This window comes from Schaalia sp. 19OD2882 (assembly GCF_018986735.1).
Lineage (GTDB): Bacteria > Actinomycetota > Actinomycetes > Actinomycetales > Actinomycetaceae > Pauljensenia.
The window spans coordinates 1357003-1369129 of sequence record NZ_CP065521.1; the positions used below are offsets into that span (position 1 = coordinate 1357003).

The window sequence follows — 12127 nt, forward strand, 5'->3', positions numbered from 1 at the left end:
CGGCTGTGGGCGGTGCGGCTCAGTCGACCAGGGGCCGCCCCTCCCGTGTCCGCCGTACCAGGTCGGCGGATCCTTCACTGGCGTCGGGCACAGGCACGCGGATGAGCGGCCCGTCACCCGGGTCGAGGACCAGTGAGGTCCACGAGGCCTTGACGAGGTTCGGCACGTTGGCCACCGCCAGCCCCCGCAGATGGGCCCGGGTGTTCGTCGGCGCCGTGTCGGCCGCGGCCTCGACCTCCTCGGCGGTGAAGAGGCGGTGGACCCGCCCGGCCCGGTCCAGGGCAGCCACCAGGGACTTCTCGGGGCGCAGATCCGCCCACTGGATGTCCATTGCCGCAAGGCGCGGGTCGGACCAGTCGGTGCCCAGACGCTGCATCTGGCGTTGGAGCAGTTGGTACTTGCCGACCCATTCGACCTCGTGGGCGACGCTGAACAGGTCGGCGCGCATCCGGTCCAGGACGGACTGCCACAGGTCGAGGACCTCCCGGCTGGCCGGGTCGGGGTCCATTCGGAGGCGGTCGAAGGTGGCCAGGACCAGGTCCAGGATGACCTGCTGCACTTCCAGGGCACTCAGTGAGCGGCCGCCAACGGTGGACAGGGTGTGGCGCAGTGACGGGTCATGGCTCACCTGCCTTGTCTCCTCGACCGGATCGTCCAGGGCCAAGGCGTCCCACTCCAGGCCGACTCCGGCTTCGATGGCCCACAGGACCAGGGCGGTGGTTCCGAATCGCAGGAATGCGGAGACGTCGAAGAGATTCGCGTCCCCACCGATGACGTGCAGGCGGCGGAAGCGCGCCGGGTCTGCGTGGGGTTCGTCGCGCGTGTTGATGATGGGCCGGTTGAAGGTGGTCTCCAGGCCGATTTCGTTCTCGACGAAGTCAGCCCGTTGGGAGATCTGGAAGCCGGGTGTCTGGCTCTTCTGGCCAAGGCCCACTCGCCCTGCCCCGCACAGCACCGGTCTGGTGACGAAGAATGGGGTCAGGCAGCGGACCAGGTCCTCCAAGTCGACATCGCGGCGCACCTGGTAGTTCTCGTGGGTGCCGTAGGCGGCGCCTTTGCCATCCGTGTTGTTCTTGACCAGGACGATGTCGCCGCCTTCGGCCTCCGTCAGGTCCTCCATGATGCGCCGGGCGATGACCTCGCCCGCGCGGTCCCACAGGACGGCGTCGCTCGGGCCGCGGGTCTCGGGCGCGGAGTACTCGGGGTGGGCGTGGTCGACGTACAGGCGCGCCCCGTTGGTCAGGACCGCGGTGGTGGCAGCGGGAAGCAGCATCTCCTCGGCGCTCGGGCGCTTGATCCTCTCGCTGCCTCCGGAGGGGGCAAGGTGGTAGGGGTCGTCGGTGAGCAGTGACGGGTCGGCTGCTGCCCTCGACATGCGGGTGCCCCGTAGGTCGTTGAGAGGGTCCTCCGCCGTGTAGTCCCATCGCACGGCCTCGGCTCCCTCGCAGGCACTGCCCCGCCGGGAGCGGCGCGCGTAGGCCTCGACGACCCGGGTGGACAGGACCACCGGGTTCGCCCACGTGTTGCCGCTCTGGTAGACGCCGTACTCGGTTTCGGTGCCGATGATCCGGTCGACGCTCATGCGTGCCTCCCGATGGGGTGGACGGCCAGGATCTCTTCGCCCAGTCCGATGGTGCGCGCCCAGTCCTGGGCGGTGGTCGTGGCCGCCAAGTCGATGGATTCACGCATTTCCTCCGCCACCCCGTGCAGCAGGTGTGCGGTTCTCATGCCGACCGTGCCGGAGTCGATGGAGTCCTTGATGGCCGCCTTCTTGGCGCGCTCCACGATGCCGGCGATCATGGCGCCGGAGATGACGTCGGCCAAGTGGATGCGTCGGGTGCGCCCTCCCGGCAGGTCGGCATCGAAGAGGGCGGTGTCCTGGTCTCGGGTGAAGAGCAGGTCGAGGGCGGCCTCGACCATGTCCCGGCGACTTACCGCCGCTTCGAGGCCGCCGACCAGGGGGACGTCCGGACCCAGGTGCTTGTGGAAGATGTCGCGGGCGCCGTCCCTGTCGGGCCTTTCCACGCGGATGCGCACGTCGAGGCGTCCGGGGCGCAGGACCGCCGGGTCGATCATGTCCGCCCTGTTGGAGGCGCCGATGATGACGACGTTGTCCAGGGCCTCCACACCGTCCATCTCGGCCAACAGCTGCGGGACGATCATCGTTTCGACGTCGGAGGAGATTCCCGATCCGCGCGTGCGGAACAGGGACTCCATCTCGTCGAAGAAGAGGACCACTGGCACGTCGCCCTGGGCAAGGGTACGGGCCCGGGCGAAGATCGCGCGTATCTGGCGTTCGGTCTCCCCCACGAACTTGTTGAGCAGCTCGGGCCCCTTGATGGACAGGAAGTACGTGCGCTGTCCCGCCTGCGCCGTCGACAAGGAGTTGGCAACCGCCTTGGCGATGAGGGTCTTGCCGGATCCGGGAGGGCCGTACAGGAGGATGCCCTTGGGTGGGCGGAGCCCGAAGGTCCTGTACAGCTCGGGGTGGCGGAAAGGCATCTCCACCGCGTCACGCACCTGCTGGATCTGGGCGTCCAGGCCGCCGATGTCGTCGTAGGTGACATCCGGGATCTCGGGGGTGAGCAACTGTTCGACGTCGGAGCGCACGAGCCTTTCAACGGCCAGGCCCACGCGCAGGTCCACCATGACGGAGTCCCCGGGGCGAAGGTTTCCGTGCCGCAGCGGCCCGGCCAGTTCCAGCAGGTGCTCCTGACCTCCTTCGGTGGTGACCAGGACCCGGTCGTGCCCCACGATCTCTCGGACGGCGGCCATGGTGCCGGTGCGTGGGAAGGAGTCGAGGGCGACGACCACCATGGACTCGTCCAGGCGCACCATCTGGCCCACGGACAGGGTGTTCATGTCCAGGTCGGGGCCCGCCGCCAGGCGCATCCGCCTGCCGGCGACCATGACGACCACCTGACGTGCCATGACGTCGGCCTCGAGGAAGACGGCCAAGGTCTGCGGGGGGCGGTTGACCTGCCGCAACTTCTCCTGCATCTTCAGGATCTCGCCGCGCACCTGGGTCAGCGCATTGGACAGGCGCTGGTTCTTGGCCTCCATCGACTCGACGAGGCGTTGGAGTTCTTCGGCACGATGGGCCTGGAAGTCCTCACTCATCGCCGTCCTCCGTCCTCGTCCCGTCGGGGTCCGGACCGGCGCCGTCCTGGTCCCCACGGACCCAGGCGGCGGACTTGGCCGCCAGGTCCCGACGGACCTTGCGGACCTTCTTGGGGCTGCTCACCCGCTGACCCACCGCTGCATCGCTCCACGCCTCCTCCTGGTCCCACATGCCGCCCTTGCCTTCGGCCGAGGGCGAGGGACGTGTGCTGCGTTCCTGGGAGCTGACGCCGGGCGCCAGACGTCGTGTGGTCAGCAGGAAACCCGTGTGTGCGACCATCCTGTGGTCGGGCCGCACGGCGAGGCCGTCCAGGTGCCAACCGCGTGCCAGGGTCTCCCACGCCTCGGGGTCGGTGAAACCGCCGTGCCTGCGCAGGTCCTCGACCAGACGCGACATCTGGGTGACCGTGGCGACGTAGCAGACCACGACGCCTCCGGGCACGAGGGCACGCGCGACGGCCTCGATGTTCTCCCAGGGGGCCAACATGTCCAGGACCACTCGGTCCACCGTGCCCGCATCCATGGCGGCCAGTTCCTCTGCCACATCGCCCACGCGCAGGTCCCACGCGGGGTGAGGGCGTCCGAACCACAGGTCGACGTTCGCACGGGCGATGTCGGCGAAGTCCTCGCGTCTTTCGACCGAGACCAGACGCCCCGTGGGTCCGACTGCGTCAAGCAGTGCCAGGCTCAGCGCCCCCGATCCGGCACCGGCCTCGACGACGACGGCGCCGGGAAAAATGTCTCCGTAGTGGACGATGGTGCCGGCGTCCTTCGGGTAGACCACGGCGGCGCCTCTGGGCATTCCCATGACGTAGTCGTGGCGCAGAGGACGCAGGACCTGGAACTGGCGTCCCTCGGCGGTGGTGAGCACCTGTCCGTCCGGCCGGCCGATGAGGTCGTCGTGGTGGATGTCACCGCGGTTGGTCTGGAAGTAGCCGCCCTTGACCAGGGTGATCGTGTGGAGCCTGCCCTTCGGATCCTTGATCTGGACGCGGTCCCCCTCACGCAGGGGGCCTCGTCGGGTCTGTTGCCCGATGGGGCCAAGTGTCTGCGCATCGTCGGGGGTACCCGTCGTGGGGCTGCGGAGGGCGGAGTTGTCTGTGCTCATCGCGCACGATCCTACCGCCGAGGGCGTCGCGGCCTTCGGGGTGGTCCGTCACAGATGTGGCTGCGGCGTCATACGGTTGTTCCATGACGACCCGTACATGGCTGCCGGCTCTGTCGGCCTCACGCGCCAAGGAGTACGAACGCTGCCCGCTCCAGTACCGCCTCCACGTGGTCGATGGCGTCAAGGAGCCTCCGACCCGGGCCACGACCATGGGGACCCTCATCCACTCGGCCCTCGAAGGACTCTTCGATGCGCCTGCGGCGCTCAGGCAGGCCGAGTACGCGCTCACACTGCTGGATGCGGCGTGGAAGACGACGGTCGAACGTGACCCGGCGGTCCTCGACCTCTTCGACGACGAGGCGGACCGCCAGCAGTGGTGGAAGCAGGTGCGTGAGGTCCTGACCCAGTACTTCGGCGTGGAGGACCCCCGCTGGCTGGAACCAGTGGCCAGGGAACACCGCATCGACGTGGTCACCGAACAGGGGTTGCGTCTGCGCGGAATCGTCGACCGTGTCGACCGCTCCCCCGCGGGCGACCTGAGGGTGGTGGACTACAAGACGGGGCGTGCCCCGTCCCCGCGCTACACGGAAGAGGCCCTGTTCCAGATGCGCTTCTACGCACTGCTGCTGGACCTGGCCGACCGCCTGCCGCGTCGCATGCAGTTGCTCTACCTGCGTTCGGGCCAGGTCCTCACCTTGGACCCGCAGCCCCAGGACATCCGCTCCTTCGCCGACAGGATCGAACAGCTCTGGCAGCGCATCGAATCCGACGCCCGCCGGGGCCATTTCGAGGCGCGCAAGAATCCCTTGTGCAATTGGTGCGGGGTGCGCGCCATGTGCCCGCTCTTCGACGGGGTCACACCCGACCTTCCGGAAGAGGGGGTGGCCAAGCTCCTGGCCACCCGTGTCAGCGCCTGACGAGGGCGGGACCGCCTGCGGGCTCTGGCCGGGCACCACCTCGGCGAGGTCTCACCGGGGATTGCTTCCCTCGTCAAGTCGTCAGTCGCGCACGGCGAAGGGAGCCAGCCCCATTTCCCCGTCGAAGGCGTCGACGCCTTCACCGCGCATCATTCGTGCGAGGGTCGGCGCGTCGAGGTCCCGGATGTCGCGCAGGCGATTCAGGCCCGGCCGGGGCGCGATGTCCACGAAGCGGGGAATTCCCAGGACGCGGGCTCCGCTGGCCATGGCCCCCTCGATGCCGGTCTCCGAGTCCTCGATGACCAGGCACTGAGAGATGTCGGCCTTTGCGCGCTCGGCGCCCAGCAGGTACGGGTCGGGAGCCGGTTTGGGGGAGACCCGGTCGCTGCCCGAGACCACCGCGTCGAAACCGCCGCCCGGGGCGTCGGCCAGCACCACGTCGACGACCTCCCTGTTCGAGGCGGTCACCAACGCCACCGGGACGCCCTCGTCATGCATCCATCGGATCAACCGGGCCACCCCGGGGATCCACGGAACCCCGACCTCCCGGTAGCGTGCGGCCACCCCGGCCACCAGCAGCGGCTCCAGCACCGCAGGGTCCTGCGGGACGCCGGTGGCCTCTCCGATGACCTGCGTGGTCAGCCACATGGGGGCACCGATGACGCGGCGTCGGTGCTCGGCGGTGAGGACTGCGCCATGGGCTTCGACATAGGTGCGTTCGACGTGTTCCCAAATGGGTTCGGAGTCCACGCAGGTACCGTCCAAGTCGAGCAGCACGGCTGCGGGCAGGTCGCTCACGGCTGGTTCCTCCACGTCACTGCTCATGACGTCACGGCCGCCGAGACGGGGCTCAAGGCCCCGGTGAGGAGCAGCGTGGCGAGGAAGACGGCCAGGAAGAGGCGGTACCAGACGAAAATGTCGTAGGACTTCGTCGAGACCAGTTTGAGGAACCAGATGATGACGGCCCACCCCACGCCGAAGGCGACGACGGTGGCCAGAAGGGTCGGCCCCACGTCCACGTGGTCGCCACCGGTGACGACCTTGAGCGCCTTGTACAGACCCGAGGCGAACACGGCGGGCATGGCCAGCAGGAAGGAGTAGCGTGCGGCAGCCTCGCGCGAGTATCCCATTGCGCGACCTGCAGTGATGGTACCGCCCGAGCGTGACACCCCGGGGATCAGGGCCATGGCCTGGGCGAGCCCGTACAGGATCGCGTCGACCCAAGTGAGCTGCTCCAAGGTCTTGCGGCGAGGCGCGTAGTGATCCGCGATCCACAGCAGGATCGCGAAGAACGCCAACATGGACACCGTCACCCACAGGTTGCGGAAGGTGGAGTCGATCCAGTCCTCCAGGAGCAGCCCAAGGGTGGCAATGGGGATCGATCCGACGATGATCATCCAGCCCATGCGCACATCCGGGTCGGACTGGGGGACGCGGCGCGAGGCGGGAAGAAGCGGCAGGGCGCGGAACCATTTCGACAGGATGCGGACGATGTCCTTCCAGAAGACGATGAGGACGGCGCTCTCGGTGCCGATCTGGGTGATGGCCGTGAATGCGGCACCGGGGTCCTGGGATCCGGAGAGTTCCCCGACGATTCGTAGGTGGGCGGAAGAAGAGACCGGCAGGAACTCCGTGAGTCCCTGGACGATCCCGAGGATGAGTGCCTCGATCCAAGTCATGACCACCAGAGTATGTCGTGCCCACTGGTGGCCTCGAACCTGCCGGAGGGAGGTACCCCACACCCGGGTAGTCTTGAGGCATGGAACATCGACTGTGCGCACACTCGGGTCTGCGGGTCTCCGAGTTGGGCCTGGGCACCCTCACCTGGGGTCGTGACACCGAAGCGGCAGAGGCGCTGGAGATGTTCGAGGCTTTCCTGGAGGCCGGCGGCACCGTGGTCGAGGGCGCCCCGTGGCACGGGGACGGAGCCGCTCCTGACGTCATCGGCTCGTGCCTGCCAGTGGTCGGCCGGCGCCATGTGGTCATCGTGTGGCGTGGAGGTACTCGCTTCGTCGGTGGCGGCACCCAAGTGCCGTCGAGCGCCGCAGGCGACATGTTGGCCTCCCTGGACGACTCGTTGCAGCGCCTCGGGACGGACCACGTCGACCTGTGGTTGGCCTGCCCGGACCCGGACGTCCCCCTGGACGAGTCCCTGTCCGCTCTGGAGCGCGCCCACCGCAGTGGCCGTGCAGCCTACGTGGGCCTGTCCCATCGGGGCTTGTGGGACACGTCAAGGGCGCTCGCCGCCTCCGAGTTCGCGGGGCGCGCTCCCGTGGTCGCGATCGAGGAGGAGTTCTCCCTTCTCAGAGCCACGCAAGGGCGTGAGCTCCGCGATCGTGCCCGGGCCGCCGGCATTGCGGTGATCGGCCACTCCCCGTTGGCCGGTGGGGTGCTCACCGGAAAGTACCGGCGCACCACTCCGCCGGATTCACGCGCAGCCTCCGAGCACCTGTCCCACTTGGTGGTCCCCTACTTCGCCTCGGGGCGCAACGTCGTCGAAGCGCTGGCGCGAGCCGCGCAGGGCTTGGACCGGTCCATGGCCGATGTCGCCCTCGTCTGGGCGAAGGACCACCCCGGGGTGGCCAGCACGATCGTCGGACCGCGCACGCTGCGCCAACTCGAGTCGATGCTCGCCGCCACCGAGCCCCTGCCCACACCGATCAGGTCGGTGCTCGACGAGGTCGCGGGTCTGTGAGCAGCCCGTCGGCGTGAGCGACACGACCGTGCTTTGGCCCGCCCAGCGCCCCGGGCGGCCGCGACCGGCGGCGGTTCAGTCGGCGAGGATGTCGAGGACCTCGTCATCGTCCTCGTCGAAGTCGTCGTCGAAGTCGTCGAGCAGGTCGAAGGGCAACTCGACCTCGAAGGTCGTGAACAGCTCGTCGTCGTAGGTGAAGAAGGCGTCGCGGAGCCTCTCCTCAGCCGCCTCCAAGCCCCGACCGTCACCGTCCTTGGCCGCCCGCGAGGCGTCGTAGTGGTGTTCGAATGCCGCGATGAGGCGGTTCAGTGCGAGTCGCGGGTCCTGTGCCATGTCCTCAGCCTATCGCTCTCACGGCAGGTTGAGTTGCGCGCGGATGACCGAGACCATGAGGTCGGTCCCCTTGATCTCCGCGGTCTGCTCGGCGCCGATGACACGCGAGTTCCCGTCCGCGTCGAGCAGCTGGGAGGCGCCCATGGTCGGCCCCAGGGGAAGGATCACCCATTCCTTCGTCGGGTGGTAGACGTGGGTGGCCTCTCCCCCGTCGATCTGGGCGCAGATGTTCGCCATGACCACCCGCGCCTGCTGGCGCGCGGCATCGGCCCGCTTCGACTCGCGCACGTCAGTGAGGTCACCGACGGCGTAGACCCTGTCGGAGCCCACCACCTGCAGGTTCGCGTTCACGCGGATCGTACCGTTGGGATGCAGGCGCGCCTCGTACTCGGTGCCGGCCAAGTACCCGGAGTTCGGGCGTGCCCCGTGGCACTGGAACCATGTGTCGGCCTCGACGGCCTCACCGCTGGTCGTGTGGACGACGAAATGCCCGAGTTCGCCCACGTTGTGGGGAGGCAGGTATGCGAGCTGTGTTCCCGTGATGATGCGGACCCCGAGCTCTTCGAGCTGGGAGCGGATCTCGGATCGCAGTTCCTCGGAGTATCCCGGGGTGGACAGGATGTCGGACTCACGTTCGACGATCGTGATCTCCAGGTCGGGGAAGGAGCTGGCCAGTTCGCCCGTGAACTCGATGCCGACGGTGCCGCCACCGACCAGCAGCACGGACTTGGCGTCACGCAGGTTGGCGTGGAGCTGGTCCAGGCGGGCCTTGGCGACTTGGGCGCGCGAGGAGGAGTACTTCGCCGGGAAGGGGTAGGAGGACCCTGTGGCCAGGACGACGTAGTCGGCCTCGATGGGCTCACGACCGAAGACGTGGACGGTGGTGCCCTCCACCCTGGAGACGGTGCCTTGTACGAAGCTTCCGTTCTTCAACAGGTTGGTGTAGGGCATGAAGATCGTGTGCTGCCAGACCTCGTCGACGGCTGCTCGCAGGGCCGCAGCATGGTGGACGAACTCGTCCTTCTGCTCGACCAGGACGACCTCGGCGAAGGGATCCAGTCCCTTGGCAACGGTCACTCCGCCGTATCCTCCACCAACCACCACGACTCGGGCCACAGTTGCCTCCTCGGTTCGATTCGTTCGATCTGGGTTCATCGTCTCATCCATGCCCGCTGACGCGCTGGGACGTTGAGCCGACATGACCCACTTCACCCGCGTCGACCCGGCCCGTAGGCGCTCAGACCAGGCCCAGGGCGCGGCGCACGTCGGGCGGGAAGAAGTTGGGGCCTTTGAGGACCTTGCCGTCCTCGCGAAGCTTCACCGTGCCATCGGGCATGAGTTTGGACAGGTTCGAGGCCTGCACTTCCGCCAGGACGGCGTCCAGGTCGATCCCGCACTCCAACGCCATCCCGTAGATGACGTAGATCATGTCCGCCAAGGCGTCGGCGGCCTCCACCACGTCGCGTGCCCCGTCGTCGGCCGCCGATGCCTGCGCCACGGCCTCTTCGACGAGGGCGCAGGCGCGGGCGCCGTGGACGGCTCCGACCAACTCGGCGAACTCCTCGCCGATGAGGCTCATCCGCATTCCCAGGCGCTCGATGTCCAGGGTGGGTTCCTGGTGTGCGGCCAAACGGTTGGGCATGGAGTAGGTGGAGTGGAACTGGGCGACCAGCGCCCCGGGCCTGGAGGGGTCCAGAGCCTGACCGTGTGCGGCCGTGGGGCCGGGGCCGTCCCACGGGCACGCGGGTTCGCGGGGGTCGTCGGCCAGCAGGCCCGCGACCCACAGTCTCCTGCCGGCGCGACGCTGGACGCCCTCCCGTCTGAATCCGCAGCGCCACACGGGCTTCCACGAGCCCCAGTTGCCCACGTCGGCCAGCCACTCCACCCGGGTGGCACCCAGGTGTTCGAAGGCGGCCTCGACACTCAGGCGTACGGCCTCGGACATGAGACCCTCACCCCAGCGATCCTTGTCCAACCAGTAGCCGATCTCGAAGCTGCCGGGGTTCCTCACGCCCGCGAACAAGCTGATGACTCCCACCATGGCGCCTGTGGCGACCTCGACCAGCGCCCAGTCGGGGCTGCCCGCCTCCCAGCGGCCGGCTGCGCCGCCCGTCCACTGCTCGGCCATTTCCTCGGTGTAGGGCCACGGGATGCTGGTCCACCGCGAGTATTCGTCGCTGGAGTCGAGGATCACGTGCAACTGCCCCGCGTGTTCGGGTGAGACGGGCACCAGGTTGACCCTGGTGCCTTCCACGGTGAATGGGGTGATCGCCATGTCAGTTCCTCCGGGACTCGGCGTGTGCGGTGGTCAGTGCATTGACGAGGGCGGTGGTCGGCTGCATTCCCTGGACGACGAAGGTGTCGTCGAGCAGCAGGGTGGGCACCGCGTCGACGCCCATGTGCATCGCCATCTGGAAGTCGGACCACACCTGGCTCGCCCGCGCTTCGTCCCCCAGGGCGGGGATGACGTGTTCGGCATCGATCCCCACGTCCTGGGCGCATCCGACGAGGACATCCGGGTCCGACAGGTCCAGTCCCATTTCGAAGCGGGCCCTGAACAACGCGTCGGTGAGCCTGAGGACGTGGGTGTCCGCCCCTTCGGTGGCCTCGCCCTCCATGTCGAGGTCGCGCGCGGCGGCGATTGTTCGATGGGCGCTGACCGTGGGTGCCACGACAAGGCGCGCGAAGTCGTAGCGGATGCCTTCGGCGGCCCCCAGGTCGCTCAGGCGGGTCGTGTGCGCCAACGCCTGTTCGAGTTCCATGCCTTCGGAGTCCATGAGGTGCTGGATCCAGGGCTCCTTCAGAGTGCGGTCAAGGTCGGGTTCGAGGAAGTAGGGGTGGACGAGGACCTCGGCCTCGCCCCCAAAGTCGACCTGCGTCAGCGCGGTCCTCAGGTGGCGAAAACCGAGGTGGGACCACGGGCATCCGAGGTCCACCCACATGTCGATCCTCATGGCGGCCAGCTCCTTCCCGCGAGGTCGGGGCGGTGGCCGACCTGGAATGCACCCTACCAACGTGGACGCCGACCCCCGGTGCGCCGCTCGCGCTCCTCGGCGCCCGGAGGGACGGCAGGCAAGGTGTGGCCACCGATTTGGTGGATGTGTCCGGCCTCGTGATAGAGTCTTCCCGCCCTCGACGGATGGAAGCGTTCGTCGGTCACCTGCGCGGGTGGCGGAATAGGCAGACGCGCTAGCTTGAGGTGCTAGTCCTCGTATTAGAGGGTGGGGGTTCAAGTCCCCCTCCGCGCACGGCACGAAAGCCCGGGACATCGAAATGATGTCCCGGGCTTTTCCCGTCGGTTCCCACCCGCCCCAGCCGTCCCGCGAAATTCGTCCGTCGCCCTGCGAGATTCGTCCGTCAGGGTGTCGAAGCGGAGTCCCCGCAAATGAGGGAATGGTGACGAGGGTCACTGAGGGGGCCCGTCGAAGTGTGGATGAAATCGACTGGCGAATCCGTGCGGATCAGCTCGCGACCTTGTCGAGGCTGGATTCCAAGCGACCGAAGAAGTCGACCAAGACGCCCAGGGTCTTCTCGTCCATTCCGTCCAGGATCTGCTCGCGAACGAGATCCTGGTGGATACGGGTCGCCTTTGCGGTGGCGTTGCGTCCACTCTCGGTCAAGGTGGCGTCGAAGCCGCGCTTGTCACCTGCGGAAGTCTCGCGGATGACGAGGCCGTCGCGCTCCAGATGGGTCACCAGGTAGGACACACGCGAGGGCGAGAAGCTGATGGACTCCGCCAACTGGCCCATGCGCAGGGTCTGGTTGGGGGCTTCCCACAGTGCCAGCAGGACGTGGTAGTCCGGCAGCGACAGCCCGACGTGACGCTTCAGGCGCGTCTCGAGGACTGAAGTGAGCTGGCTGAGGGTACGGAAGAATGCGCGCCAAGCGACGCCGTTCTCGCTCGAGGAATCCTCGGTCAGATTCATGTGGGATGGCATGGTCACTGGTTGTCCT

The 12127-nt window shown here is 67.9% G+C and carries 12 protein-coding genes and 1 tRNA gene; 3 read left to right on the top strand and 10 right to left on the bottom strand.

Annotated features, from left to right (window positions below):
- Positions 1-19: 19 nt before the first annotated feature.
- Genes dop through I6B53_RS06015 form a run of 3 tightly spaced genes read right to left on the bottom strand, consistent with a single transcriptional unit; the run spans position 20 to position 4228 of the window.
- Entirely contained in the window at positions 20-1582 is a 1563-nt protein-coding gene (dop, locus tag I6B53_RS06005) for a depupylase/deamidase Dop (RefSeq protein ID WP_216763329.1), read from the bottom strand.
- Positions 1579-3120 (bottom strand): proteasome ATPase, encoded by a 1542-nt coding sequence (gene arc / locus I6B53_RS06010; protein ID WP_216763330.1) that lies wholly within the window; start codon positions 3118-3120, stop codon positions 1579-1581. Before arc ends, dop begins: the two co-directional genes overlap by 4 nt.
- Complete coding sequence (locus tag I6B53_RS06015) at positions 3113-4228, bottom strand: tRNA (adenine-N1)-methyltransferase (protein ID WP_216763331.1); 1116 nt, start codon at positions 4226-4228, stop codon at positions 3113-3115. Before I6B53_RS06015 ends, arc begins: the two co-directional genes overlap by 8 nt.
- An 83-nt stretch (positions 4229-4311) precedes the next feature.
- On the opposite strand from I6B53_RS06015, the gene I6B53_RS06020 reads away from it, so the two are divergent.
- Positions 4312-5145: a PD-(D/E)XK nuclease family protein gene (locus I6B53_RS06020; RefSeq protein ID WP_216763332.1), complete on the top strand. Its 834-nt coding sequence runs from the start codon at positions 4312-4314 to the stop codon at positions 5143-5145.
- Positions 5146-5226: 81 nt separating this feature from the next.
- Here I6B53_RS06020 and I6B53_RS06025 read toward each other — a convergent pair whose 3' ends face one another.
- Both I6B53_RS06025 and I6B53_RS06030 read right to left on the bottom strand, forming a co-directional pair.
- Entirely contained in the window at positions 5227-5943 is a 717-nt protein-coding gene (locus I6B53_RS06025) for an HAD family phosphatase (RefSeq protein ID WP_216763335.1), read from the bottom strand.
- 23 nt (positions 5944-5966) lie between these two features.
- The gene (locus I6B53_RS06030; protein ID WP_216763337.1) at positions 5967-6824 is read right to left on the bottom strand and encodes an undecaprenyl-diphosphate phosphatase; all 858 of its coding nucleotides are present in this window, start codon (positions 6822-6824) and stop codon (positions 5967-5969) included.
- An 80-nt stretch (positions 6825-6904) separates the two neighbouring features.
- Between I6B53_RS06030 and I6B53_RS06035 the strand changes: the two genes are divergently transcribed.
- Entirely contained in the window at positions 6905-7840 is a 936-nt protein-coding gene (locus tag I6B53_RS06035) for an aldo/keto reductase (RefSeq protein WP_216763338.1), read from the top strand.
- Positions 7841-7915: 75 nt separating this feature from the next.
- Here I6B53_RS06035 and I6B53_RS06040 read toward each other — a convergent pair whose 3' ends face one another.
- From I6B53_RS06040 to I6B53_RS06055, 4 genes are all read right to left on the bottom strand, one after another.
- Complete coding sequence (locus tag I6B53_RS06040) at positions 7916-8173, bottom strand: DNA primase (RefSeq protein ID WP_216763340.1); 258 nt, start codon at positions 8171-8173, stop codon at positions 7916-7918.
- A gap of 18 nt (positions 8174-8191) precedes the next feature.
- Positions 8192-9289, bottom strand: coding sequence for an FAD-dependent oxidoreductase (locus I6B53_RS06045; RefSeq protein WP_216763342.1), 1098 nt, complete (start codon positions 9287-9289; stop codon positions 8192-8194).
- Positions 9290-9410: 121 nt separating this feature from the next.
- Positions 9411-10448 (bottom strand): GNAT family N-acetyltransferase, encoded by a 1038-nt coding sequence (locus I6B53_RS06050; protein WP_216763343.1) that lies wholly within the window; start codon positions 10446-10448, stop codon positions 9411-9413.
- A gap of 1 nt (position 10449) precedes the next feature.
- On the bottom strand, positions 10450-11127 hold the full coding sequence (locus I6B53_RS06055) for a DsbA family protein (protein ID WP_216763345.1): 678 nt from the start codon (positions 11125-11127) through the stop codon (positions 10450-10452).
- Between the two features lie 208 nt (positions 11128-11335).
- On the opposite strand from I6B53_RS06055, the gene I6B53_RS06060 reads away from it, so the two are divergent.
- A tRNA-Leu gene (locus I6B53_RS06060) sits at positions 11336-11421 on the top strand.
- A gap of 213 nt (positions 11422-11634) precedes the next feature.
- Here I6B53_RS06060 and I6B53_RS06065 read toward each other — a convergent pair.
- Complete coding sequence (locus tag I6B53_RS06065; RefSeq protein WP_216765371.1) at positions 11635-12111, bottom strand: MarR family winged helix-turn-helix transcriptional regulator; 477 nt, start codon at positions 12109-12111, stop codon at positions 11635-11637.
- Positions 12112-12127: the final 16 nt, after the last annotated feature.

Bases quoted from the DNA above. Each gene is read 5' to 3' on its own strand.
- dop (WP_216763329.1), bottom strand. From the start codon at position 1,582: ATGAGCGTCGACCGGATCATCGGCACCGAAACCGAGTACGGCGTCTAC.
- arc (WP_216763330.1), bottom strand. From the start codon at position 3,120: ATGAGTGAGGACTTCCAGGCCCATCGTGCCGAAGAACTCCAACGCCTC.
- I6B53_RS06015 (WP_216763331.1), bottom strand. From the start codon at position 4,228: ATGAGCACAGACAACTCCGCCCTCCGCAGCCCCACGACGGGTACCCCC.
- I6B53_RS06020 (WP_216763332.1), top strand. From the start codon at position 4,312: ATGACGACCCGTACATGGCTGCCGGCTCTGTCGGCCTCACGCGCCAAG.
- I6B53_RS06030 (WP_216763337.1), bottom strand. From the start codon at position 6,824: ATGACTTGGATCGAGGCACTCATCCTCGGGATCGTCCAGGGACTCACG.
- I6B53_RS06035 (WP_216763338.1), top strand. From the start codon at position 6,905: ATGGAACATCGACTGTGCGCACACTCGGGTCTGCGGGTCTCCGAGTTG.
- I6B53_RS06040 (WP_216763340.1), bottom strand. From the start codon at position 8,173: ATGGCACAGGACCCGCGACTCGCACTGAACCGCCTCATCGCGGCATTC.
- I6B53_RS06050 (WP_216763343.1), bottom strand. From the start codon at position 10,448: ATGGCGATCACCCCATTCACCGTGGAAGGCACCAGGGTCAACCTGGTG.
- I6B53_RS06055 (WP_216763345.1), bottom strand. From the start codon at position 11,127: ATGAGGATCGACATGTGGGTGGACCTCGGATGCCCGTGGTCCCACCTC.
- I6B53_RS06065 (WP_216765371.1), bottom strand. From the start codon at position 12,111: ATGCCATCCCACATGAATCTGACCGAGGATTCCTCGAGCGAGAACGGC.